Annotated in this window: 21 protein-coding genes and 3 pseudogenes; 13 read left to right on the forward strand and 11 right to left on the reverse strand. The window is 69.9% G+C overall.

The genetic code is table 11. From position 1 onward, the window contains the following. The first annotated feature begins 6 nt into the window (after positions 1–6). Complete coding sequence (locus FNH09_RS16710; protein WP_152888612.1) at positions 7–699, forward strand: nucleotidyltransferase domain-containing protein; 693 nt, start codon at positions 7–9, stop codon at positions 697–699. 126 nt (positions 700–825) lie between these two features. Here FNH09_RS16710 and FNH09_RS49810 read toward each other — a convergent pair. Continuing rightward, positions 826–1,005 (reverse strand): annotated as a pseudogene (locus tag FNH09_RS49810) (hypothetical protein); the annotation flags it as partial. Between the two features lie 95 nt (positions 1,006–1,100). On the opposite strand from FNH09_RS49810, the gene FNH09_RS16720 reads away from it, so the two are divergent. Then, positions 1,101–3,068 (forward strand): SpoIIE family protein phosphatase, encoded by a 1,968-nt coding sequence (locus FNH09_RS16720; RefSeq protein ID WP_162468688.1) that lies wholly within the window; start codon positions 1,101–1,103, stop codon positions 3,066–3,068. 68 nt (positions 3,069–3,136) lie between these two features. Here the strand turns inward: FNH09_RS16720 and FNH09_RS48555 are convergent. The 3 genes and pseudogenes from FNH09_RS48555 to FNH09_RS16735 form a co-directional block, all read right to left on the reverse strand. After that, positions 3,137–3,351, reverse strand: a pseudogene (locus FNH09_RS48555) (DNA-binding protein); the annotation flags it as partial. Positions 3,352–3,549: 198 nt separating this feature from the next. After that, the gene (locus FNH09_RS16730; protein WP_152888616.1) at positions 3,550–4,833 is read right to left on the reverse strand and encodes a phthiocerol/phthiodiolone dimycocerosyl transferase family protein; all 1,284 of its coding nucleotides are present in this window, start codon (positions 4,831–4,833) and stop codon (positions 3,550–3,552) included. Next, positions 4,830–5,474, reverse strand: coding sequence for a TetR/AcrR family transcriptional regulator (locus FNH09_RS16735; protein ID WP_238426716.1), 645 nt, complete (start codon positions 5,472–5,474; stop codon positions 4,830–4,832). The genes FNH09_RS16730 and FNH09_RS16735 overlap by 4 nt, the downstream gene beginning before the upstream one ends. 185 nt (positions 5,475–5,659) lie before the next feature. Here FNH09_RS16735 and FNH09_RS16740 point away from each other — a divergent pair, with 185 nt between their 5' ends. Further along, a complete protein-coding gene (locus FNH09_RS16740; RefSeq protein ID WP_338017592.1) occupies positions 5,660–6,844 on the forward strand; it encodes a cytochrome P450 family protein in 1,185 nt (394 codons plus the stop codon). A 156-nt stretch (positions 6,845–7,000) separates the two neighbouring features. Here FNH09_RS16740 and FNH09_RS16745 read toward each other — a convergent pair whose 3' ends face one another. From FNH09_RS16745 to FNH09_RS16760, 4 genes are all read right to left on the reverse strand, one after another. Beyond that, the gene (locus FNH09_RS16745) at positions 7,001–8,359 is read right to left on the reverse strand and encodes a cytochrome P450 (RefSeq protein ID WP_152888620.1); all 1,359 of its coding nucleotides are present in this window, start codon (positions 8,357–8,359) and stop codon (positions 7,001–7,003) included. Positions 8,360–8,472: 113 nt separating this feature from the next. Beyond that, positions 8,473–9,831 carry a cytochrome P450 gene (locus tag FNH09_RS16750; RefSeq protein WP_152888622.1) on the reverse strand — a complete coding sequence of 453 codons (1,359 nt, stop codon included), beginning with the start codon at positions 9,829–9,831 and terminating at the stop codon, positions 8,473–8,475. A gap of 10 nt (positions 9,832–9,841) precedes the next feature. Beyond that, on the reverse strand, positions 9,842–10,759 hold the full coding sequence (locus FNH09_RS16755; protein ID WP_152888623.1) for a hypothetical protein: 918 nt from the start codon (positions 10,757–10,759) through the stop codon (positions 9,842–9,844). Continuing rightward, complete coding sequence (locus FNH09_RS16760) at positions 10,756–11,634, reverse strand: polyprenyl synthetase family protein (RefSeq protein ID WP_238426718.1); 879 nt, start codon at positions 11,632–11,634, stop codon at positions 10,756–10,758. The genes FNH09_RS16755 and FNH09_RS16760 overlap by 4 nt, the downstream gene beginning before the upstream one ends. Here FNH09_RS16760 and FNH09_RS48560 point away from each other — a divergent pair. Further along, positions 11,539–11,778, forward strand: coding sequence for a hypothetical protein (locus FNH09_RS48560; RefSeq protein ID WP_238426720.1), 240 nt, complete (start codon positions 11,539–11,541; stop codon positions 11,776–11,778). The genes FNH09_RS16760 and FNH09_RS48560 overlap by 96 nt on opposite strands. 338 nt (positions 11,779–12,116) lie before the next feature. On the opposite strand, the gene FNH09_RS16765 is transcribed toward FNH09_RS48560, so the two are convergent. Beyond that, complete coding sequence (locus FNH09_RS16765) at positions 12,117–13,157, reverse strand: cytochrome P450 (protein ID WP_162468689.1); 1,041 nt, start codon at positions 13,155–13,157, stop codon at positions 12,117–12,119. A 365-nt stretch (positions 13,158–13,522) separates the two neighbouring features. On the opposite strand from FNH09_RS16765, the gene FNH09_RS16770 reads away from it, so the two are divergent. Continuing rightward, the gene (locus FNH09_RS16770; protein ID WP_162468690.1) at positions 13,523–14,674 is read left to right on the forward strand and encodes an acyl-CoA dehydrogenase family protein; all 1,152 of its coding nucleotides are present in this window, start codon (positions 13,523–13,525) and stop codon (positions 14,672–14,674) included. 137 nt (positions 14,675–14,811) lie between these two features. On the opposite strand, the pseudogene FNH09_RS16775 reads toward FNH09_RS16770, so the two are convergent. Next, positions 14,812–15,032: pseudogene (locus FNH09_RS16775) on the reverse strand (hypothetical protein); the annotation flags it as partial. Positions 15,033–15,402: 370 nt separating this feature from the next. On the opposite strand from FNH09_RS16775, the gene FNH09_RS16780 reads away from it, so the two are divergent. Both FNH09_RS16780 and FNH09_RS16785 read left to right on the forward strand, forming a co-directional pair. Beyond that, complete coding sequence (locus FNH09_RS16780; RefSeq protein ID WP_338017593.1) at positions 15,403–16,401, forward strand: SDR family NAD(P)-dependent oxidoreductase; 999 nt, start codon at positions 15,403–15,405, stop codon at positions 16,399–16,401. Positions 16,402–17,349: 948 nt separating this feature from the next. Beyond that, a complete protein-coding gene (locus FNH09_RS16785) occupies positions 17,350–17,673 on the forward strand; it encodes a plasmid stabilization protein (protein WP_152888630.1) in 324 nt (107 codons plus the stop codon). A 1,061-nt stretch (positions 17,674–18,734) separates the two neighbouring features. Here FNH09_RS16785 and FNH09_RS16790 read toward each other — a convergent pair. Continuing rightward, positions 18,735–19,832 (reverse strand): YihY/virulence factor BrkB family protein, encoded by a 1,098-nt coding sequence (locus FNH09_RS16790; RefSeq protein ID WP_152888632.1) that lies wholly within the window; start codon positions 19,830–19,832, stop codon positions 18,735–18,737. A gap of 118 nt (positions 19,833–19,950) precedes the next feature. On the opposite strand from FNH09_RS16790, the gene FNH09_RS16795 reads away from it, so the two are divergent. The 6 genes from FNH09_RS16795 to FNH09_RS16820 all read left to right on the forward strand — a co-directional run. Beyond that, a complete protein-coding gene (locus FNH09_RS16795) occupies positions 19,951–20,493 on the forward strand; it encodes an MOSC domain-containing protein (RefSeq protein WP_152888634.1) in 543 nt (180 codons plus the stop codon). Positions 20,494–20,539: 46 nt separating this feature from the next. Beyond that, complete coding sequence (locus FNH09_RS16800; RefSeq protein ID WP_152888636.1) at positions 20,540–21,274, forward strand: transposase family protein; 735 nt, start codon at positions 20,540–20,542, stop codon at positions 21,272–21,274. A gap of 296 nt (positions 21,275–21,570) precedes the next feature. Beyond that, positions 21,571–22,008 carry a phage holin family protein gene (locus FNH09_RS16805; protein WP_152888638.1) on the forward strand — a complete coding sequence of 146 codons (438 nt, stop codon included), beginning with the start codon at positions 21,571–21,573 and terminating at the stop codon, positions 22,006–22,008. Further along, positions 22,005–22,460 (forward strand): DUF3618 domain-containing protein, encoded by a 456-nt coding sequence (locus FNH09_RS16810; protein WP_152888640.1) that lies wholly within the window; start codon positions 22,005–22,007, stop codon positions 22,458–22,460. The genes FNH09_RS16805 and FNH09_RS16810 overlap by 4 nt, the downstream gene beginning before the upstream one ends. A gap of 1 nt (position 22,461) precedes the next feature. Continuing rightward, the gene (locus FNH09_RS16815) at positions 22,462–22,728 is read left to right on the forward strand and encodes a DUF4235 domain-containing protein (protein WP_162468692.1); all 267 of its coding nucleotides are present in this window, start codon (positions 22,462–22,464) and stop codon (positions 22,726–22,728) included. Between the two features lie 508 nt (positions 22,729–23,236). After that, the coding region (locus FNH09_RS16820; protein ID WP_152888644.1) for a hemerythrin domain-containing protein at positions 23,237–23,695 on the forward strand (459 nt) is incomplete at its 3' end.

Here is a 23,695-nt window from a genome sequence, read left to right on the forward strand (position 1 = left end):
GCGATCATGGACGATCCCGTACTCACCGCCCGCGAACTGGTGCGGGACCGCTTTCCCGCCGCCAGGGCTGCCTTCCTCGCCGGCAGCGTACTGACCGACCGCCGGACGGCCACCTCCGACCTGGACATCGTGGTCCTCCTGGACGGGACCCCCTGCCGGGAGAACCTGGTGTACCGCGGCTGGCCGGTGGAACTGTTCGTGCAGACGGAGGCCACCTGGCACGGCTTCGCCGACGAGGAGACCGCGAAGCGGAGTTCGCCGCTGCTCGCCATGTGTGCGGACGGCATGCTTCTGGTGGACGCGGATGGGCTCGGCGCCGCGCTCCAGGACGAGGCGCGAGAGCGTCTGGCCGCGGGCCCGCCGCCACTCTCGGACCGCGAACGGGACTACGAGCGGTTCATCCTGACCGACTTGCTCGATGACCTGCGTGGCTGCGCGGACCCTGCCGAGCGGGTGTACTTGGTCGCGCACATGTTGCAGCGCGCATCGGAGCTGGTCCTCCTGGTCGGCGGGCACTGGCTCGGCAAAGGCAAGTGGCTGTCCCGGCGGCTGGCTGCGGCCGACCCCGGGATGCAACGGGCGTTGTCCGAAGCTGCCGTGCAGGCGATCGACGGGGATACGAAGGGCTTCGCCGCGGTCGTGGCGGAGGTGCTTGACCTGGCCGGCGGCCCGCTGTGGGACGGGTACGCCGTGCGATGAGTCGGTGAGGCGCCATCCATCACCGCGGGTGCACGACTGCGATCAGCCGGCTGAGGCCTGTCGCCCGGCGCGGGTGGTGGCGAGACTGCGGGAGTCGTTGCCGGTCTCGGCGATGTTGCCGCCGAAGGCGACGTGGTCCACGACGGCCGCGCAGAGGCGGAGGTCGGTGATCGTCTTGTTCCGCTGCCGAGGAGCCGGCAGCCCGGTCGGGCACTCGTGAAAGTCCCGCCGCTGAGCCGGGCGGAAGAGCAGACCGTCGCGCCGGGCCGCGTGCTCCTCCGTGGTGTTCCTGCCGTCGTCACTCAACGCAACTAGTCATAAAGCTCCTTTAATAGAACATCGCAACAAAATGCGCGAACATGACTGAAGGGGCTGTTTCGGAATGCGCCAGGGAGCCGCAGATGGATGCCTTGGGCGAAATTCATCGAAGCGCTTGCCCGTCGGCTCTTCTGACGCTGCACGGTGCCGTGCGCGACCTCAACGCTGCCATGGCCACGGCGCTGGGCAGACCGGCGGAGCAGTGCCTGGGGCGTGACTTCGGTGATCTGTGGCCTGCGAGCCAGCGGATGGCGGCCGAAAACCTGGTGGCCCATGCCGCCAGAGCGGCTGCGGTCGCGATGCGGGAGCTGGAGTTTCCCGGGCGGGACGGGGTACCCATTGCCTCCTTGCTCGAGGCGCGGCAGGTGAAGGATCCCGCTGGTGACAAGCAGATGATGTGGGTGCGCGTCCTGGATGCACGAAACGACCTGACCAGCCTGCTGATCCCGTTCCGGCTGGCCACCGCGGCCGCCGGCCTCGGCCTGTGGATGTATTCACCCCAGAAGGACCAGATGGAGTGGCTCGGTGGCCTACCCAGCCTGGTCGCGCTCATCCCGGATCCAATTGCGCCGATGTCCAGAGTGATCTCGGCAATGCACCCCGGCGACAGGGAGGCCTTCTGGCAGCTCCTGCACTCGACCTCCTTCCGGCAGTCCCCCTGGGTGAGGGTGCGCTACCACACCTTGCACGGAGGCTGGCACCGGCTGGCCGTTCAGGTCCGTCGGCTCCAGCTGGGCATCGACGGACCCCAACGGATCGTCGTGGTCGTCCGCGACGACACCACGCGGGAGAAGCGCAAGCAGAAGGCGCAGGCCGCGCTGACCGCCGAGCGGCAGCGCGCGAAGGACACCGCCGACTTCTCCTCCGCCTTGATCACCGCAGCCAGGGAGCAGGAACTGCAGCAGGTCGTCCTGACCCGGCTCGCCGCGACCTTCGGCGCCAGCGGGGCCGTGCTCGCACTCGTCGACGACAGCCGCCTGTCCATCTCCACCGATGCCGGGATAGACATGCGCGAGGTCGAGGCCCTGCACGGCCTGCGGTTGGACCTGCCGACCCCGTTGTCCGAGGCGATCCGTACGGGCAAGGCGCAGTTCATCACCGACCGGGAGGATTTCACCCGCCGCTGGCCGCATGCACCACAGCTGCGGCTCCTGCGGCTCGGCTCCGACTACGCCATCTCGGTCACCCCCCTCGGCGAGCCCGGCGACCAGCCACTCGGGGCCTGGGCGATGCTCTACCCCCGCGGATACCTGCCGCCCCTGGACGAGCGGACCCTCGTGGGCACGCTGGCCGACCTGGCAGGCCAGGCACTCAAGCGGATCAGGTTGCAACAGGCGCACGTCGAGCTGGCCACGGCGCTGCAGCAGACCATGCTCCCCGAGCTGCCCGAGCATCTTCCGGGCCTGGAGGTCGCCGCGCGCTACCGCCCCAGCCGGGTCGGGCTGGACATCGGCGGAGACTGGTACGACGCTTTCATGATGCCCGACGGCGCGATCGCACTGGAGATCGGCGACGTCCAAGGGCACGACGTCGACGCTGCCGCCTTCATGGGACAGATCCGCGTGTCGCTGCGCGCGATCGCCGCCCAGGAACCGGATCCCGGAACCGTGCTGACCCGCACCAACGAACTGCTCGTCACGACCGCCCCCGCACGATTCGCCAGCTGCACCATGCTGCGCGTCGACCCGCACGACGGACGGATCACCGGCACCAGCGCCGGCCATGTGCCGCTGCTGTGTGCACACAGAGACGGCAGTCACGAGGTCCGCGAGCTGCCGGGCGGGCCGGTCCTGGGCGTCCTGCCCGGCACCGAGTACCGCAAGGAGATCTTCACCCTGGAGGACGACAGCGCGCTGGTCATGGTCACCGACGGCGTGGTCGAAGGGCCAGGTCTGACGCTGGAAGCCGGACTGGAACGAGCCGGAACACTGGCCGCCCAAGCCGTCCACGACGGACTGAACGCCGAAGAGACCGCTGACCGCATCCTCGACGCCGCGATCGCGGTCGACCACCTCGACGACGTGGCCGTGCTGGTCATACGACGCGCATGACCACCTCCGGGCGCACCACCACGCGGGACGGTGCGCCCCCAGGGCGTCCTTCTCCGCTCCGGGGCTCTGGCGTCGGCGGCGACGCGGCCGGCGAGTCGCTCGTATCGGTGCCCGGCTGCCTGTGGCGTGCCGAGCCCGTGTCCGAAGGCGATCTCCTGCAAGGTCATGCCGCGACCCGTGTCATCTGGAGAAGTCCGGTCTCAAGTTCGCTCATTTCCCCGTGAACGAGCGGGAGGAGGCTCAACGCGGCGGTGCTGTCGGCGTGGTTCACCTCCGGTTCACCGGCGGGATCCCGTCATGTGGGTTGCGAGGACGCCGCCGGGCCGGCGGGGACGGTCGCCCTTCGACCTGGAGCGGGCCGGGAGCGACGCAGCGGAGCACGACGGGGTCCGAGCGCCTACGTCCGACTGGCACGACCGGCACGGCGCGGGAGAGGGGGAGGGGGAGGGGCAGGCGATGCGCCGGAGCCGGTGGCGGGCCTTCACTCCTCGGCCAGATCGGTGAGAGCGGCACACAGCGTCTCGCGCAGCCGACCCATCTGCTCCGGGCCGTAGGTCCAGCTGTCGTATTCGTTCTGCACGAGCAGCCGACCGCCGAAACTGGCCACGCCGATCTTTGGCGGCATGCCCGGCGCGTTGGCCGTCCCTCCGAAGCGGATCAGCTCCATGCCGTCGGGGACGGGGTGCGCAGGTATCCGGCCGACATTGGAGATGCCGTAACTGACGACCGGGACGGGCACCGCGATGCCCCGCGCGCCCGCCCGGAGCGCGGCGAGCAGGAAGCGCTCGGGGTCGCGCCGGGCCAGGGCCCCGGCGACCTGGACGGCCACCTCCCGGCCGACGGTCTCCGGCCGGTCGTCGTGCCCGACGGACAGCGTGGTCTGGAGCCCGGTGATGCAGTTGAGGACGGTGCTCAGGGGCAGCTCGGGTGTCAGCCGGGTGCGCAGGTCCACACCGTGTCCGCAGGTCAGCGTCAACGGGCCGTGATCCGGAGCCAGTTGTGCGCGTACAGCGGTCAGCACCAGCCCCGTGACCAGACTGTTGACGGTCACCTCGCGGGCCCGGGCGGCCGCCACCACCGCGGCGGTCGTCTCCGGGGTGAACTCCAGCCGGTCGACGACGAAGCGACGGGTTGCGGCCGGGCGGTCGGGGAGGCCCACGCCCTCGGTGGGCAGGACGGCGGACTTGGTCTCGCCGGTACCCTGCGCGATGGCCTCCACCAGGGTGTCGATCTCGGCGTCCGGGAAGCTGCCGGCCAGCCGGGTGTCGATCGCGGCGGGCAGGTCCTCGCGCCGCTCGGGGGCGGGATCCGCGCCGGCCGCCAGGGCGGTGTAGTGCTGCCAGAACTCGTCGAGCAGGGCGAAGGCGGACCGGCCGTCGGCCACGCCGTGGTGGACACCGAGCACCACCTGGCTGCGCTCGCCGTCGGTCAGCAGCCAGGCGTGCACCAGGCTCTCGGTCCAGTCGGGCCGCGAGTTGATCAGCTCGGCATAGACCTCCTCCACGCCGTCGAGGACGGTGAGCGGCGGGTCGACCCGGTCCCGGACCCGCAGCAGCAGGCCCTCCTCGCCGGACGTCACCTCGCAGCGCAGGATCGGATGGCGCTCGGTGAGCAGCCGGAGAGCCCGTCGCATGAGCCCGGGGTCCGGGCGTCCGCGCACCAGGGACTCGACGAACTCGGGCATGTCGTGAAGCGGGAGGCTCGCGGCCCCCAGATCCAGGAAGTAGATGCTCTCGAACGGGGATATGAGGCGCTGACGCGTCATGGCGTGGGGTTCTCCGATGTCGGTGGACCAGGGTTCGGCTCCCGCCGCCGGGGCGTCTGCGGGGCGGTGCCGAGGCGGTGCAGAGCGGCGTCGAACTGTTCGGGCCGGAGCGCGGGGGCGGGCAGCGGCCGGGCGGCCGCGGCACGCAGGCCGTCCAGCAGCAGGGCCAGATGGCGGCGCCAGTTGTCCGGTGCGGCCGGCGCGGCCCGGCCGAGCGCGGCCAGCAGGAACAACAGGTCCTCGATGGTCAGGTCGGCCCGGATGGTCCGCTGCTCCTGGCCGCGGTGCAACAGGGTCTCGAGCGTTCGGCGGTTCTCCTCGCGCAGCGCGTCGAGGGTGGGCACCCCCTCGATGGCGGTGGTCAGCAGGTCACCCGCGCCCCGGTCGGCGGCGAGCAGTGCGAAGACCCGGTCGAGATAGGAGGTGAGGCCGTCCCAGGCGTCGGGGTGGTCCCGGATCTCCCGGGCCATGCCCAGGATCGGGACGAGCGCGTCGTGGAAGACGGTCTCGATCAGTTCGGTGCGGTCGCTGAAATGACGGTAGAGGGTGGCGTTGCCGACCCCGGCCCGGCGCGCGATGTCGTCCAGCGGGGCGTCCACACCGCGCTCGGCGTAGATCTCCCGCGCAGCGGCGATCAGCATGTCGTGATTGCGCCGCGCGTCGCTGCGCCGTGGGGTTCGCCGTTGTCCGCTGCCGACCATGGGCCGCACCCTAACACCAACCGTGGACCGCTCCCCGTTTCCGCTGCTAAGGTCACGCCGTCAACCGGGGAGTAATCCCCGCTTGCCCTTGTGCGACCCGTTCGAAGCGAGGAACACACTTGTCCGTGACCGGTTTTGAAGATCTGTCAGCGCTCGGCCAGGAATTCGTCGACGACCCGCACCCGGTCTACGAGCGGATGCTGGCCCGGGGACCCGTGCACCGGGTGAGGACCGACGCCTCGGGTGAGTTCTGGCTCGTCCTCGGCCATGCCGAGGGACGTACCGCGCTAGCCGACCCTCGTCTGTCCAACGACATCCGGCACTCGGCCGCCTGGGAGGACGACGGCGGCAACTCCATCGGGTTGAACATGGTGCAGACGGATCCCCCGCAGCACACCCGGCTGCGCGCACTGGTGGCCAAGGACTTCACGCCCGGGCGCATCGAGGCGCTGCGCCCCAAGGTCCAGCGGATCGCGGACGAACTCGTGGACACCATGCTGCCGCTGGGGCGCGTGGACCTGGTCGAGGCGTTCGCGCTGCCCCTGCCGCTCGCCGTCATCTGCGAGCTGCTCGGTGTGCCCGGGAACGACCGCAAGACCTTCCACGAGTGGTACCTGGAGAGCACCGACTTCACCCGGCCCGAGACCGCGGCGGCCGCGGCCCGGGCCATGACGGGATACCTCGCCGAACTCGTCGCCGCCAAGCAGCGCGAGCCCGGCGAGGACCTGCTGAGCGCGCTGGCCGGGAGCATGGGCGAGGAGGAGGACCGGCTCTCCTTCGAGGAGATGCTCGGCATGGCGTTCCTGCTGCTGGTAGCCGGCTACGAGACGGCGGCCAACCTGCTGTCCAGCGGCACGCTCGCCCTGCTGCGTCACCCGGAGCAGCTCGCCGCCCTGCGCGCCGACTGGTCACTGCTGGAGAACGCCGTGGAGGAGATGCTCCGCTACGAGGGAGCGGTGGAGACCACGGCGTTCCGCTACGCCAAGGAGGCGCTGGAACTCGGCGGCACCGCGATCGGGGTCGGCGAGTCCGTGGCCGTCGTGCTGGCCGCCGCCTCGCGCGACCCCCGGCGGTTCGACGGAGCCGACCGCTTCGACATCCGCCGGGACGCCCGGGGGCACATGGCCTTCGGCTACGGCATCCACCACTGCCTGGGCGCGCCACTGGCCCGGATGCAGGGCGCGATCGCCTTTCGCACCCTGCTGGAACGGTGTCCGGGACTGGCCCTGGACACCGAGCCCGAGACGCTCTCCTGGCGCCCCAGCATGATGCTGCGCGGCCTGCACCAGCTTCCCGTCACCTTCGGCTGACGGAATTCCGGCCCGGGGTCCGGCCGGCTTCGTCGGGTCTGCGGCACCCTGCCGGTCGGCCCGGTCGGCCCGGTCGGCCCGGTCGGCCCGGTCGGCCCGGTCGGCCCCGGCCCGCCCCGTCGGCCGCGGCCGGTCCGGCCCGTCGCGGCCGGCCGCTCAGCGAGGCTCCGGCACCATGGGCAGCCGTCCGGCGGTCAGGCTCATCTCGGCGCGGGGCGCGACCGTGGTTCCCGGCACCGGCCGCAGCCGCCAGCGGGAGGCGATCGCGGCCAGCGCCAGCGTCGCCTCCGTCATCCCGAAGACGTCACCGATGCACTTGCGGCTGCCCGCGCCGAACGGCAGGTACGAGCCGCGGGCTACCTCCCCGGCCCGTTCGGGGAGCCACCGGTCCGGGTCGAAGACCTCCGGGCGCGGGAAGAACTCCGGGATGCGGTGGATGACGTACGGAGAGATGAGCAGGTCCGCCCCGGTCGGCAGCCGGTGGCCGGCCAGCTCGGTGGGCTCGGTGGTCGTCCTGGTGTACATCCAGGCCGGCGGGTAGAGCCGCAGGGTCTCGGTGAAGATCCGCTGGGTGTGGACGAGCCGGGGGACGTCGGCGTACTCCGGGACCCGGCCGCCCAGCACCTCGTCGACCTCGGCGTGCAGCCGTGCCTCGGCCTCGGGGTGCGTCGCCAGCAGGTGCCAGGCCCAGGTGAGGGCACTCGCCGTGGTCTCGACACCGGCCAGCAGCAGCGTCATGACCTGGTCGTGGACCTCCTGGTCGGTCATCGCGCCGCCGTCCTCCTCGTCCCGCGCGGCCAGCAGGGCCGACAGCAGGTCGCCGCGGTCCTCGCCGGAGTGCCGGTAGTCCCCGACGATGGCGTCGATGAGGCGGTGCAGCCGGGCGAGGGCCGCGGCGAACTCCCGGTTGGCGGCGAGCGGGAGCCGGGCCACCAGACCGGTGGGGTCCATTGCTCGGCGGAAGGCGCCGCGCACCATGACGGGCAGGCTGCGCTGGATCTCGGCGACCGAGTGCGGTGCCATCTCGGTCGAGAACAGCGCACGGGCCGTCACCCGTGCGGTCAGTGCCTGCATCGCGTCCGCCACGTCCAGGGGGCGGCCCGCCCGCCAGGTCTCCGCCTGCGCCGCGCATTCCTCCTGCATCACCACGGCGTACGTCGCGATGCGCGCGGTGTGGAAGGCAGGCTGGACCATGCGGCGCTGGCGGCGGTGGTCGGCCCAGTCGGAGGTGATCAGCCCGTTGCCCAGGATGGGGCGAGCCTTCTCCTTGACCGGCCCCCCGGTGTCGTAGACCCGCGCGCTGCGCAGCACCTGCTGCACCAGCTCCGGATGGCAGGGCAGATAGGTCGCCTTAGTGCCGAGCCGCAGCTCGACCAGATCGCCCGCCCCGGGCAGCGAGCTCAGGAACTCCAGCGGGCGGCGCGCCAGCTGGAGGGCGTGACCCACCAGCGGGAGGCCGCCCGGTGCCTTGGCGATCCGCCAGCTGCGCCTGGTCGGGTCGGAATCTGTCTTCATGCCGGGTGTGCCCTCCGGATGCGGTACGAGTGACGGGAGCGGTCGGACTGGGGACTGGGGTCTGGGACGCCGGGCGGGCGACGGGGAAGCGGGACGGAGTCGGCGGACGCCGGTCAGCGGCGTTCCAGCACCATGGGCAACGGGCCCGATTCGAGGGTGGCCTTCGGCTCCGGCCGCAGCGTGGATCCGGGCACCGGGCGTAGCCGCCAGCGCGCGGCGACCGTTGCGACGATCAGCGCGGTCTCGGTGAGCGCGAGGACGTCGCCGATGCATTTGTGACTGCCCGCGCCGAACGGCAGCAGCGCCCCGCGCGGCACTTGCGCGGCGCGTTCGCCCTCCCAGCGGTCGGCGTCGAAGGTCTCCGGGTCGGCAAACAGCTCGGGGTTGTGATGCAGGGCGTAGGCGCTGTAAAGGATCATCGTCCCGGCGGGGATGGTCCGCCCGCCGAGTTCCACGTCCTCGGCGGCGACCCGCATCGCCATCCAGGACGGCGGGTACAGCCGCAGCGTCTCGGTGATCACGTTGCGGATGTAAGGCAGCGCGGGCAGGTCCCCGTGGACGGGGGTGCGCCCGCCGAGCGCCGCGTCCACCTCGGCGTGCACCCGCCTCTCCACCTCGGGCAGTGTGCCCATCAGATGGAAGACGAAGGCCAGGGTGGAAGCGGTGGTCTCGCTGCCGGCGACCAGGAAGGTGACGACCTGGTCGAGGACCTGGCCGTCGTCGAGCTTCTCCCCGGTCTCCGGGTGCTCTGCCCGCAGCAGGGTGGAGAGCAGGTCGCCGTAGTCCTCGGCGGACCGCCGCCGTACGGCAATCATGTCGGCCACGATCTGCCGCAGCCGCGCGTTGGCGTGGTCGTAGGCGCGGTTGCCCGGTGTGGGCAGCTTCTCCATGACGCCCAACGGGGCTACCGTGCGCTTGTAGATGCCGTGCGAGACGGTCCGCAGGCACTGCCGGGCCTCCTCGACGGTGGCCTCGTCGAGACCGGTGGAGAAGAGGGTGCGCGCGGCGACCCGCATCAGCAAGGCATGCATGGCGTCGCCGATGTCCCGGGTCTCCCCGTCCCGCCAGGCGTCGGTGACGGTACGGGTGTCCGCGGCCACCGCCGTCGTGTAGGCGGCGATTCTCGTCGTGTGGAAGGCCGGCTGGATCAGCCGCCGCTGGAAGCGGTGTTCCTCGCCCCGGGACACTGACAGGCTGTTGCCGAGGAGCTGGCGTGCCTTGTCGAAGACACCGCCCTTGTCGAACAGTCGGGGGTTGAGCAGCACGTGCCGGACCAGTTCCGGGTGTGCGACGAGGTAGGCGGGGGTGGGTCCGAGCCGGACCTCGACCAGGTCGCCATGGGCGGGGAGCGAGGCGAGGAACTCCAGGGGGCGACGCCACAGCGCGGGCACGTGTCCCAGCAGCGGCAGTGCGCCGGGCGCGGTGCCGGTCCGCCAGGACCGGTCCGTCACGGATGTCTTCGAGGAGGGCATGCTGCGGTCCCTACTGGATGCGTGAGTTGACGTCGTTCACCGGAGCCTGGTAGCGCCGGTCCCGGGTGGTCCACACGAAGTTGCCCTGGATGAGGTCCAGCAGGACGTCCCGGGTGACCTCGTCGAACGCACGGATGCACTCCATGTCCTCGGCCATGTCGTCGAGGCGGGCCTGGAAGAAGCGTCGGAAGTCGGTCTCGTCGCTCATGTCGCACAGCCGGAAGCAGTTGGTTATCTGGCCGAGGGCGTACTCGCGGTCGTAGGAGTAGAAGTCGTTGACGATGGCCAGCCCGCGGGTGGTCATCCGGGCGGCGAGGCCCGTCTTGGAGTGCTCGGTCAGCTCGCGGTGGCGGTAGATCGGGTACGACATCCGCATCCAGAAGTCCACGCCGACGTCGGTGACGCGGAAGCGGAAGTACTGCTCGGGAGAGGTGCCGCAGAGCACCTGCTTGAGCCGGGTGTCACGGAACATGTGGTCGCTGGTGACGAAGGCGCGGGCGCCCTCGTAGGCGAACTCGGCGTCCTCGGGGGAGTAGTAGCGCTCGCACACCGCGCGCAGCTGCGGCAGGAAGAGGTCGAAGTCGTGCAGGGAGGCGTCCATGTCGTCCCACACGAAGGTCACGCAGTTGAGCACGCAGACGGCCTTGAAGGCCTCCATGTCCTTGATGTGGCGGGCGCTCTGGGACCAGCGCACGACGTCCATGTAGGAGATCCAGCGCTTGTCCGAGACGGTCTTGCCCAGCGGGGCGACCGCGCGGTTGCAGGCGTCGATGACCTCGCGCAGCTCGGCGTCCGTCATCGGCACCTTCCGGGCCTCGTACCCGACGTGGCGGTCGAGGAGGGCGGCGAAGCGCTCAGTGCTCTCCTGCCAGTAGCGCGCGGTGCCCGCGGGAGCCGTGGCGGTGGGTGCGGTCAGGTCCGCGGTCATGAGTTCCTCCTGGTGGCCGTGACGGCGAGGTGCTTGAGGGCGGTCACCGCGTCGGCGGTGAAGGGGGCGGTCTCCAGGGCCTCGAGGGCTCGCCGGTAACGGTCGTCGATCATGCGTTCCACGATGTCCCGGGCCCCGGTGGACGCGAACAGCGCGCGGACCTCCTCCGCGCCCGTCTCGTCCAGAGCGGGGTCGCCGATCAGTGTGTGCAGCCGGGCGCGCTGGGCCGCGTCGGCTGTGCGCAGGGCGAGCGCGACCAGGGTCGTGTTCTTGCCGGCCCGCAGGTCGTCCAGGCGCGACTTGCCGGTGTCGCGGACATCGCCGTACACCCCCAGCAGGTCGTCGCGGAGCTGGAAGGCCTCGCCCAGGGGCAGGGCGAACGCCGTGCACGCGGTGAGGGTCGCGGCGTCGGCGCCCGCGAGGGCGGCGCCGATGTGCAGGGGGCGCTCGACGGTGTACTTGGCGGTCTTGTAGCGGTTGACGGTGAGGGTGGCGTCGACGTCATCGGTCAGCTCGCCGGTGGCCTGGAGGTCCAGGTACTGGCCGAGCATCACCTCGGTTCGCATCTCGGTGACGAGCGGCAGCACCGCGGCCGACTGCGCGGGGGTCAGCCCCGCCGTGTGCAGCAGCTGGTCCGACCAGGTGAAGGCGAGGTCGCCCACCAGGACCGCGGCGCCGAGCCCGAATCGCTCGTCGCGGTCGTCGCCGCGCTTGCCGGCGAGCATCCGGTGGATGGTGGGACGGCCGCGCCGGGTGTCGCTGTCGTCCATGATGTCGTCATGGATGAGCGCGAACGCGTGAAACATCTCGAGGGAGGCGGCCACGCGCAGTACCGCCGCCGGAACGGTTTCACCGCCGGCCGCCTGCCAACCCATGACGGTCAATACCGGGCGAATTCTTTTGCCGCCGACCATGAAATCTTCGAGCAGCTTCACGATGCGGGTCATACGGGAATCGCCGGAGGATCCTCGGCTCTCCAGAAAATCCATCAGAATACTGTCGACGGAAGCCTTGGTTAAATCATGGTCAAGTATTCCGGGAGATATCGTCTGGGTGCTCATATTTCTGTTCTTCATCCCCACTCGTTGGACCAGTGGAACCGACTGCGCGCCTACGACGGCGTTTCGTATGGGCATGGCACGCGAGGGTGCCAAAGGCGTCGATACGCGAAGGTGCCGGAGGCGTCGGCACGCGAAGGTGCCGGAGGCGTCGTACGGACGCACACGGACGCCGTACGAACACGCGGACGCGTCGTACGGGCGCATGCGGGCGGCAGGCGTGGTCGGGTGGACAGATACCGGCCACTGCGGACAGCCGCCGGGCGGTGCGGTGCGGCGGCCGGGAGGCCGGGCCGACGTCAGGAGAGGAGATCGACGCGGAGTTCGCTGAGCCCGCGGATGTTCACCTGCGGACGCCAGACGACGTCCTCGCCGCTCAGTCTGATGTCGCGGTGGCGGCGCAGCAGCTCGGTGAAGACCAGCCTGGCCTCGGTCTTCGCCAGCAGGGCGCCGATGCAGTAGTGGGGGCCGCCGCCGAAGGACAACGGGCGCACGTCCGGCCGGCCCAGGTCGAGGCGGTCCGGGTCGGGGTAGCGCAGCGGGTCGCGGTTGGCTGCGCCGAGCAGGATCATCACCTTGGAGCCGACCGGGATGGTGCTGCCCCCGACCTCGATCTCGCCGGTCGTGATCCGCGCCACCAGCTGGATGGGCGCGTCGTAGCGGAGCAGTTCGTCGATGCCGTTCTCGATGAGACCGGGGTCCTCACGCAGGGCGCGCAACTGGTCGGGATGGCGTAGGAGGGCCAGCATGCCGTTGCCGATGAGGTTGACGGTCGTCTCGTGACCACCCAGGAAGAACATCATGACATTGGCGATGATCTCCTCGTCGGAGAGTTTCTCGCCGTCGAACTCGGCCAGCAGCAGCCGGGAGAGGATGTCGTTCTGCGGATCCGCGCGCCGCTTTTCCAGGTGTCCGGAAATATAGGCTCCGAATTCCTCGGCCGCGTCGTTCATGGTCCGTCGGGCGGTCTCGTCGACGGCCGGGTCGATGACGTGGCCCAGAGCGTCGGTCCACTTCCGGCACAGGTCGCGGTCCTCCACGGGCAGGCCACCCAGGCCGCAGAACACGGTCACCGGCACCAGCGCCGCGAGTGATCCGATCAGGTCGATGTCCCGACCCTCGCCCATGTCGTCCATGATGCGGTGGACGATTCCGGCGATCCGGGGCGCTGTCTCCTGGATCGCTCTGGCGGTGAACAGAGGGTTGGCCAGTCCGCGCAGCCGGCGGTGCCCGTCGCCGTCCCTCATGAGCATCCAGCTGCGGGTGGCCCGCACGATCGGGCTGTCCCGCCCGCCCCGTTGCTCGGCCCATCCGGGATCCTGCGGATATTCACTGCTCAATCCGGGATTCCGTATGAGCGAAGCGACCGCGTCGTGTCCCGATACCACCCAATGGCCATAAGGTGTCCGGTGGACCGGCTCCACGTCCCGGAGCTGTTTGTAGAGCGGGTACGGGTCGGTTCGTAATCGCGGGTCGCGAGCATTGAACAAATATTTGCTGCCCGTTGGTTTCACGCCTGTCTCCCCCATGAAAATCGGCAGGCGGGGCCACAGGCCACGTCGGCGGCCTCGAACCCCATGGTCGAATACTAGGCACAGGGCGACCGCGGATGACAAGGCCTGCTGGCCTGGACAGGGTCCTCAACTCCGTATTAGCGTCGAGTCGTTGGCCCAGACACCGATCAGAGCTACAGGGGGAAGACACGGTGCGGCGCACTGTTTTCCAGGACGAGCACGAGACGTTCCGTGCGAGGGTGCGGGACCTAATCGAGACAGAGGTCGTACCCTTATATCCCGAGTGGGAGGCGGCAGGTCGGGTGCCGCGTGACTTTTATCGCAGACTGGGAAAACTGGGCATCTTCGGGTTCGGTATCCCGGAAGAGTTCGGCGGCAGCGGTGAAAAGAGCTTCAAGTTCAACGCCGTCATCGCCGAGGAGTGTGCGCGGGCCGGTGTCACCTTCGGTGGCGCCAGCGCGCATCTGGCCCTTCCGGCCACCCTGGTGACATACACGACCCGGGAGCAGAAGGAGCGCTGGCTGCCGGGGTTCGTCACCGGTGATCTGATGACGGCCATCGCGATCACGGAGCCGGAGGCGGGTTCCGACCTCGCCGGTCTGCGCACGAGCGCCGAGCTGTCCGAAGACGGCACCCACTACGTGCTCAACGGGGCCAAGGCCTATGTCTCCGGGGGCGCGCAGGCCGACCTGGTGCTCGTCGCCTGCCGCACCGGCACGGACGGGTCCGACCGGCGCGGTGGCATGTCCCTGCTCGCCGTGGACACCCGGGCCCCGGGTGTGACGGTCGAGACCGGGGCGGCCACGCTCGGCCTGCGGTCCTCCGACATCGTCGCCATGACGTTCAGCGATGTGCGGGTCCCGGCCGGCGACGTGGTGGGCGGTCTGGGCGAAGCCTTCGCCTGTCTCGCGGAGATCTTCCCGCAGGAACGCCTGGGCATTGCCGTCGGGGCGTACGCGCACGCGGCCGCCGCGGTCCACCTCGCCACCGAGTACGTCCGCGAGCGCACCGCCTTCGGCAAGCCGGTCGCCGCCTTCCAGAACACCAAGTTCGTGCTCGCCGACTGCAAGGTCACGGTGAACGCGCTCCAGGCGGTCGTCGACCAGGCCCTGGACGCCTTCGACGCGGGGGAGCTGACCGCCGAGGAGGCTGCCGCCACCAAGCTGTACTGCACGGAGGCGGCGCCCGGGGTGATCGACAGGTGTCTGCAACTCCACGGTGGCCTCGGCTTCACGACGGACAGTCCGATCGCGCGGCTGTACGCCGACAATCGGGCGAGCAGGATCTTCGGCGGCACCAGCGAGATCATGCGTACGATCGTCGCCAAGTCCATGGGACTCTGAAACCTCGACTGAGCCCGACGGGACGGGATCTCCAGTCCGGGCGGCAGACTCGGGTGTTCTTGCGGGGCGCCCGAGTCGGCGGTCGTGGCGGATTCCGGTGCGGTGCTCCAGGTCGGCGTACCGTGCGGGGGTGACGGATGCGAGTCGAGCAGAGTGTCACGGCGGACTACCTCGTAGCCGCCGGAGTCGAGGACGGCGACGGTGACGTACCAGGCAGGGTCGTCCCGTCGGGCTGGATGGCGACGAAGGTGTTGTCGGTGTCGTTCAGGTCGTCGATCAACATGTAGATGGCGTCCTCGGACGAGTCGTCGATGTGGTCGCCGTTCTCGCGGTCGGCGCGGTGATAGGTGGCGACCACGGATCCTCCGAAGGGCGCGGGGTGCTGTCGCCGGTCAGCATGGCATGTCGGGCCGACCGAGCGGCCGGCATGGCTCACAGCCACTCGCCGAACGCGGCGACCAACTTGGCGGTCCGCCCGTGCCCGCCCAGGTGACCCACATGCTTACGACGATCCGTGAGGCGCGCCGGAGCGACACCGCAGTTGGTCTCGACACTCGGGCGGGTACTCGACATGGGTGGCGCGGCGCCCGGTGGTTAGCGGGTCAAAGCCCTTGGCCAAGCTATCCCGGGCCGGCCTTCCCGAACGAGGTTCGCGACCGGGTGGCAGGGCCGGAGCCCAATACGAGCAGCGAGGTGACGACGTGACGGCGACGTACCGATCCCGATCCGTGACCGATGGACTCTCGGCCCTTGTGACCGGTGGCTCCCGCGGTCTGGGCCTGCTGATGACGGCTCAGCTGGCCCGGCGCGGCTATCGGGTGACCGTGCTAGCCCGGGACGCCGACGAACTCGACCGGGCCGTGACCTGGGTACGGGACCGTACCGGCAGCACCCCGCGCCCGATGGTGTGCGACGTGCGGCACGAACGGGCAGTGACGGCTGCTGTCCGGCAGACGGCGGAGCAGGAGGGCGGCCTCGACCTCGTGATCGCCAATGCCGGTGTGATCCAGGTGGCTCCCGCCGAGACCGCGGGAACGCAGGCGTTCAAGGACGCGATGGAGACCATTTTCGCCGGCGCCCTTCACACCGCGCTCGCAGCACTGCCGTACCTGCGGCGCAGCCCTGCGGGCGGTCGCCTGGGCCTGGTGTGCTCCGTCGGCGGACTGCTGGCGGTGCCGCACCTGGTGCCCTACTCCTGTGCCAAGGCGGCGGTACGCGCGCTCGGCGAGGGACTCCAGGAGGAGACCGCCGGGAGCGCGGTCAGCGTCACCACGGTCCACCCCGGGCTGATGCGGACGGGCTCACACCTCCAGGCGGAGTTCGGCGGTCGGCCACAGGCGGAGTTCGCCTGGTTCTCGGCACTGGCGGGAATGCCGCTGCTGTCCATGAACGCCGAGCGCGCGGCGGAGAAGATCGTGCGCGCTGTGGAGCACAGGCGCACCCGGCTGGTGCTCACCCCGGCGGCCCGTACCGGGGCGATGGTGCACGCCGTCGCGCCCCGGCTGGTGACGCGGGCGAGCGGACTGGCTGCCCGGGTGCTGCCCACGCCACCTGACGACGCGGCCGAGCGGACCGGGGAGCGCGCGGCGATGATGCAGGGGCATGCCCTGGACGCCTCGGCCCGATCCGTCTGGGCACGGACCCTGCGCAGGGCGGCCAGTGTGCTCAACGACCGGGCGGCCCGCCGCTACAACCAGCGCTGGGCGGGTCCGCCCACCAGCGCCTGATTAGCCTCCCCTGTGTTCAATCGGCCTCACCGTGAGCGAGCGCCTCGCGCGGGTCGGCCAGCCTGTCACGCTCGCGAAGCAGGCTGCCGGTGCTTGTCGTTTCCCACCACCAGGAGCCTTGCGCCGCCGCGTGCAGCTGCGAGGCTCGTCAGCGGGCGCGGCGGCCGCGACGCTTCCGTAGTCGTGCCTCGGGCGGCTGCACCGTCGGCCGATCGCTGGAATCGGGGACTTCCCGAAGGCCGGCCGCCGGAAGGCTTGGGCTGTGTTCAGCGGCGTCGGAGTGCGGTGGTGGCGAGAAATCCGGTGGCTGCTGCGGTGATGAGGGCACAGACGGCAAGGAGGGCGGGGCGACGCATGACTGTCCTTTCCTGGTGCGGGCGGGGTCCTGTGTAACGCGCGGGGCGGCGCTACGGGTTCGCCGTCGTGGCGATGTGACCCGTTTGGCCGTGGTCGGGGACGCCCCGTCCCCCGGCTTGCCCCACGAGTGGCCCGGTCGCCCTTGCCGTGGTGGAGCCGAGGAACCTGTGTCGGTGGTCGTCGAGGTGCGCACTTCGCGCCCGGCGGGCCGCGCGGGAGGTCCGCCCCGGGCAGTGATTGATCACCCAGGTCTGCGGTGGTCGGTCCTGCCCGTGTGGAGTCGAGTCCTGCCACGGTTCCCTTGGCCGTGGATGTCTCGCCGAATGCGGGGGGAGACGGTCGCGCACGGAGATCGAATTTGGGGGACGGGTCGAAAGCGGGCAATGGGGAACCCGGATGCTGCATATGGCCACGCCAGTGAGGATCAGGCGCTCTCACCTCCGTGAGCGCTTCGGCTCGGAGCACCGGCGGGCGATCCGGAACAAGGTCGTACACGATCTCCGAGAAGCCGTGCACGACGCAGACGGGCTCGCCCCGGCACGTCATGCAGACCTCGGCCACCATGTTCGTCCGGCACAGAAAGGTATGACCATGCCCCGTGGATCCAGCCCGAAGCGGGAGCGGCAGTACGAGCACATCAAGGACAGCGCGCTGGATCGCGGTGAGAGCGAGAAGCGCGCGGAGGAGATCGCTGCCCGCACGGTGAACAAGGAACGGGCCCGGCACGGAGAGTCGGAGACGGCCAGCCGCAGCTCGATCGAGGACATGTCCTCCTCCCGGCGCGGCGGGCAGCGCTCGCACAGCGGCTCCGAAGGCCCGACGAAGGAGCAGCTGTACAACGAGGCCAAGCAGCGCAATGTCCACGGCCGTTCGAAGATGAACAAGGAGGAGCTCGAAAAGGCCCTCGGCCGATAGGAGTTCACGATGATGCGCGCTGTGCCTGCACCGCCGCACCGACGGCCTCCGGCTGATGCCCGGGCGGCCGCAGCATCCTTCCTGCTCGCGGAGCCGAATGGTCCATCGAAGCCCGTCGAGCCGCCGGTACCGCGAGATCCGCCGCCACCGCCCGGTTCGCCCACTCCGCCGTCTGAGCCACCGGCTCCGTCCCGTCCGGATGAGCCCGGCCCGCAGCCCGCCCCGCCGGAGCCCGGGCAACCGCGTCCTGCGGAGCCGCCGGATTAGAACCCAGGGCCAGGCCTGCCGGGTCCGGCCGAACCTGGTTCGAACTCGGCAGGCCCTGTGTCCTCAAAAGAGGCCCTGTTGCCGAAGTGTCGCGTGTCGACGGGGCCAGTCCGTCGACTCCCTCCGAGCGCCTTTGCTCGCGTGCAATGCCCGGGCGGCCTACGTACTTCGTCTGCCGCCCCGTCAGCTGCTGGTGCGCGCGGTGTCCTCCGCGATCCGCTTGTCGAGCGCCGATCGCACCAGGTCGGCCGCGAATGCTGGGCGGCCCGCCCCCGGCGAGCATGCGGGCGCTCGGCCCGAACGGGCGCTCCGAGGCGGCACGGAGTGTCCCCACGGTAGCCGCGCCGGGCCGTGGCCATGATGGGCCATGACGTACGACGGTCAGCAGTGGTCGGAGACCACCATCCCTGGGCTGCACGTGCGCACTGCCGGCGAAACTGCCGGGGCGCGCCTGCTGGGCTGGCCGGGGGTCCTACCGCTGTCCGTGATCCGGTCCGTAGTACTGGCGGCGGAGGAATCCGCCGCCCCGCTCAGGTGTGTTGCCGGTCCGCCGGCAAAGGCGGGGGGTGACAATGGCCCGGCTGAGACGAGCACAGCACCGCAGGAGTGAGCGTGGTGCACGAAAACCGTGAAGTGGTTCAACCCTGACATGACCTGTCCACCACGGCGCCCGGCACCCTATCCATGGCACTGTTGACCAGGCGCGCAGCATCCGAATGGCAGCCGTGAGTCCCGTCGGCAACTTCAAGTCCTGCAGGTTTCACGCAAGATCTGCTCGGTCGTTCCTGTGCAGGTCAGGTTTCGTCCATGCGGCGGCGGTCCTGCTCGTCCCACTTTCGGGTGTCGCGCGGCTCCGCGTACGGCTCGGCCTGAGGCGGATGGCCGCCGGCGATGGCCCGCTGTCGCAGGGCCTCCGCGTCGAACTCCAGGCCGAGCAGGATGGCCAGGTTTGTGATCCACAGCCAGACCAGGAAGACGATGACGCCGGCCAGGGTGCCGTAGGTCTTGTTGTAGGAGGCGAAGTTGGCAACGTAGAGCGCGAATCCGGCGGAGGCGATCATCCAGATCACCAGGGCCAGGAAGCTCCCGGGAGTGATCCACCGCCAGCCTTTCACCCTGGCGTTAGGGGTGGCCCGGTAGAGGATCGCGATCATGATCGTGACCAGCACGACGAGGACGGGCCACTTGGCGATGGACCACACCGTCAGCGCGGTGTCGCCGATACCGAGGGCGGTGCCGGCCTGGCGGGCGAGGGCGCCGGTGAAGACCACGATCAGCGCGCTGATCACGGCGAGCACCATCAGCACAACCGTGACCCCGACGCGTACGGGCAGGATCTTCCACACCGGGCGGCCCTCGGGCATGTCATAGACGGCATTGGCCGCGCGAATGAACGCCGCCACATAGCCGGACGCCGACCACACCGCCACCACCAGGCCGACGATCGCCACGATGGAACCCGTGCCGCTGTTGCCCTGTAGCTGTTCCACGGCCCGGGTGATGATGTCGCGGGCCGAGCCGGGGGCGAGCTGCTTGAGGTTGGCCAGCACCTTGTCCGTGGTGGACTTGCCGGTGATGCCCAGCAGGGAGACGAGCACCAGCAGTGCCGGGAACAGCGCCAGCACCGCGTAGTAGGTCAGCGCCGCGGCCCGGTCGGTGAGCTCGTCGTCCTTGAACTCCCGCAGGCTGCCCCTGAACACCGCGCCCCAGGACCGTTTGGACAGATCGGTCGGAGCGTCCGGCGCCTTGCGCTCGACCTGCTCCTCTGGCCCGTAGCGCCGCTCGGTGTCCTTCGCGGGCGCCCGGTCGGCAGCAGGCCCGGAAGCCTCGCCGACATCGTCGCCCTGGCGCAGTTCGCGATCCTTGTGTCCCAGTTTGGGTAGCCGAACCATGACAGGCGAGTACCCCTTCGGCCGACGGTCCCACCCGCGATTGATCGTGGATGCCGCGCCTGAGAGGCGATGGCTAGGCTCGTGGCTGATCACGGTTACGACGAGGGGGTTCCGAGGTATGAGCGGGAGAGTGACGGCGGTCAGCAGCAACGGGGAATACTCGTTCACCAAGCCGAACCGGGACAGCGTCAGATTGCTCGCCGGGCTCGGTGTGGAGGGGGACGTGCACGCGGGTGTGACGGTCAGGCATCGCTCGCGCGTCGCGCAGAATCCCACCCTGCCGAATCTGCGCCAGGTCCACCTCATTCATGAAGAGCTCTTCGCCGAAGTCGGCGCAGAAGGGTTCAAGGTGGCGCCCGGCGAACTCGGCGAGAACATCACCACCCGCGGCATCGATCTGCTCGGTCTGCCGGTCGGCACATTGCTGCGCATCGGCGACTCCGCGGTCCTGGAAGTTACCGGCCTCCGCAATCCCTGCCTGCAGATCGACAACTTCCAGGATGGGCTGCTCAAGCAGGTCGTCGGCCGCAACGAGGCGGGGAACATCGTGCGCAAAGCCGGAATCATGAGCATCGTGAGGGAAGGCGGCATAGTGCGCCCTGGCGACACGATCGAAGTAGAACTTCCCAGCGGTCCGCACCGACCCCTGGACCGGGTCTGACCAGCTTCCCGGACAGGCCGTGACATGACGACACCCGCGCGGGTTCTTGAGGTGTGAGGATCAAGCAGGCCCGCGCGGCCATGGCACATCCCGCCTTCTGCGGCGTCGCGCGCCCACATCTCGGCGAGTTGATCGAAGAACTCGCGCCACGCTGGGAAGCGCGCTACGAGTCCGCGCGGCACGAGCGGCGCCGGCGCGCCGACGGCAGTCCGGGGCCGGCCCGAAGTACGAACTCGTCTTCACCCAGCTGCCGGCCACCCTGGTTCACCTGCGCACCGGCTTCACCCACGAGACTCTCGGCGTAATCTACGAGGTGGGCTCCTCCACCATCGGCCGCCCGATCAGCGAGATCCGCCCGCTCCTGTCGGAGCGCGGATTCGCCGTCCCCGACCGGCCTGGCCTGCGACTGCACACTCTGGAGGACGCGTTCGCCCACGCCGCCGCAGAGAACGTCACCTTGCGTATCGACGGCACCGAGACTCAGGTCCGACGTCCCAGGGCCAACCGCCCCGGCAGGCGGACCTTCGCCTCCGGCAAGCGCAGGCAGAACACCATCAAGACCACCCCTATCAGCGACCACCAGGGCCGCACCCTGTGGTCCGGCGCGGCACGTCCCGGCAGGATGCACGACCAGACCTGTGCGCGCACGGAGGGCATCGCCGAGCAGTTCCGTCGGCATCCCAGAGTGAAAGCCGAGGTCGACGAGGGCTACCGGGGATTGGCCAACGAGTTCCCCGACCAGGCCAGCGCCCCGCCGAGGAAACCGAAGGACTTCGATTAGGCGCCGCCCCGGAACAAGCCCAGCACTGAACTCGTGCCCGCACGCACAACGCCCTGCTGGCTCACCCACCAGCCGAACCCCCAGGCCAGCACGGCCAGCCACCATTCGCGGGGCAGCCCGTAAGGCCATGCGCACACAGCCTGTGCTCTTCGGACCGGGTGAACGACGCATGCACCAGGGTTTTCCGCCCGCAGGGTCCTGAACTCGATGGGGGCGGGTACTCGCGGTTCAACAGCTGATCAGATGCGCGGTCCGCACCGGAGGCGAACGCAAGAGCGAGAGGAGAGGTGCGAGTCATGTCGAACGCAACACCGCACGCGCACGGCGCGGACCGTGGGGCGCAGGCTGCCGGATCGGAGCCGGTCGGCGAACTGGTACAGCGGGCTTCGCAGCAGCTCACGGAGCTGGTACGCGGCGAGCTGCGACTGGCCCAGGCGGAGATGAAACAGAAGGGCAAGCGGTTCGGCAAGGGCGGTGGGCTGTTCGGCGGCGCCGGAGTGGCCGGCTTCCTGACCCTTCAGGCGCTGGCGGCCACTGCCATCGCGGGCCTGGCGATGGCGCTGCCCGTATGGGCCGCAGCGCTGATCATCACAGCAGTGCTGGGCGTGATCACCGCAGCCCTGGCACTCACGGGCAAGAAGGAAGTCAGCCAGGCCAGTCCGCCCGCGCCCGAGCAGACGATCGACAGCGTGAAGGAAGACGTGGCACAGATCAAGGAGAGTGCGCAGCGATGACCCAGCCGCCCCCCGACGAACCCGCCGCGCAGAGCCCCGAAGAGCTGCGCCAGCAGGTCGAGCAGACCCGACACGAACTGGGTGAGACGGTCGAAGCCCTTGCCACCAAGACGGACGTCAAGTCCCGCGCCAAGGAGAAGGCCGCCGACGTCAAGCAGCGGGCCGGCGTCAAGGCCGGGGAGCTGAAGGTGAAGGCCGCCGACGCCGCTTCCCAGGTACAGAACAGGCTGCCCGACCCGGTCAAGGACAAGGCGTCCCAGGCCACCGAGCATGCCCGTGCGAAGGCAGCCGGGGCCGGGCACATGCTGCAGGACAAGGCGCCCGAGCCGCTCCGGCACAGAGCAGCCCAGACAGCCCGGCTGGTCCGTGACAACCGCACCGCATGGCTGGCCGCCACCAGCGTCGTGGCCGTGCTGTGGCTGGCGGGCCGCCGCAGGAAGGGTGAGACGTAACGTGAAGGCTTTGAAGATCGCCTACAAGCCCGTCGGACTGGTGCTGGGAGCAGCCAGTGGCATGCTCGCCGGCGCCTTGTTCAAGCAGGCATGGAAGATGCTCGGTCACGACAAGGACGCCCCGGACGCCACCGACGAGGAGCGCGCCTGGGCAGAGGTACTGCTCGCCGCCATCGTCCAGGGCGCTATCTTCGCCGGAGTCAAAGCCGCCGTCGACCGCGCCGGAGCTGCCTCGACTCGGCGTCTGACCGGCACGTGGCCCGGCTGAAGCAATGCGGGGGTGCCGGTGCGACGTGCACACCGCCCCGGTTCAGACGCGTCCTGTGTACGGAAACGTCATCACGCTCGCGCCCACTTACCACGTGGTACCCGCCCTGACTGCAGACTGCGGCGCCCGCCGTCGGCGTCGTACTAGCTGCACGCTGGATCGCTATCGGGCGGCGCGGTGCCGGGCCACGTCACGTACGCACAGGGCCGTATGGACCAAGGCGCATTGCGCGGGGTCGGTGGCTTGGGCCTTTGAATCAGATGAGGCCGTACTCGTGCACCACATGAGGCCGTACTCGAACGGAATCCTGCTCTGGGCTGCTGGCCCGCCCTGGAGCCTCGGCACCGCCCGGGTACCGCCGGATGGGCCCGGCGGGGGCCGTCAGTCGGAGTCACCCGACCGGGTGGACATCGCCCGGGGCAGCGCGGGGTCCATCGGGATCGGGAACCACTGTCAGCTGGGCGGGATCGTCCCGGCCCGGGCATGACCAGCGAGAGGCGGAGAAACAATGGGGCATGGCGGAGACGCGATCGCGGAACTGATGACCGACCACCGGGAGGTCGAGGAGATGTTCGCTCGGATCCAGGGGATGCCGGGTGGCGGGCAGGAACTCCGTGACCTCGTGGATGAGATCACCATCGAACTCGTACGGCACTCGGTCGCCGAGGAGGAGCACCTGTACCCGGCGGTACGAGAACACATCAAGGGCGGCGACCGCATCGCCGACAAGGAGATCGCGGACCACACCCGGGTCGAGAAGCTCCTCAAGCAGCTGGAGAAGACGGACACCGAAGACCCCAAGATGAGCCCGCTGCTGCAGCAGCTCATGGACGAGGTCTCCGCCCACGTCCAGGACGAGGAGGACAACCTCTTCCCGATGCTGCGCCAGGCGTGCACCTCCGAGACGCTGAACGACCTCGGGAAGAAGATCCGCCGGGCCAAGTCCCTGGCCCCGACCCGCCCGCAC

Origin of the sequence: Streptomyces adustus, assembly GCF_009377175.1 — a bacterium.
GTDB classification, from domain to species: Bacteria; Actinomycetota; Actinomycetes; order Streptomycetales; family Streptomycetaceae; genus Streptomyces; species Streptomyces adustus.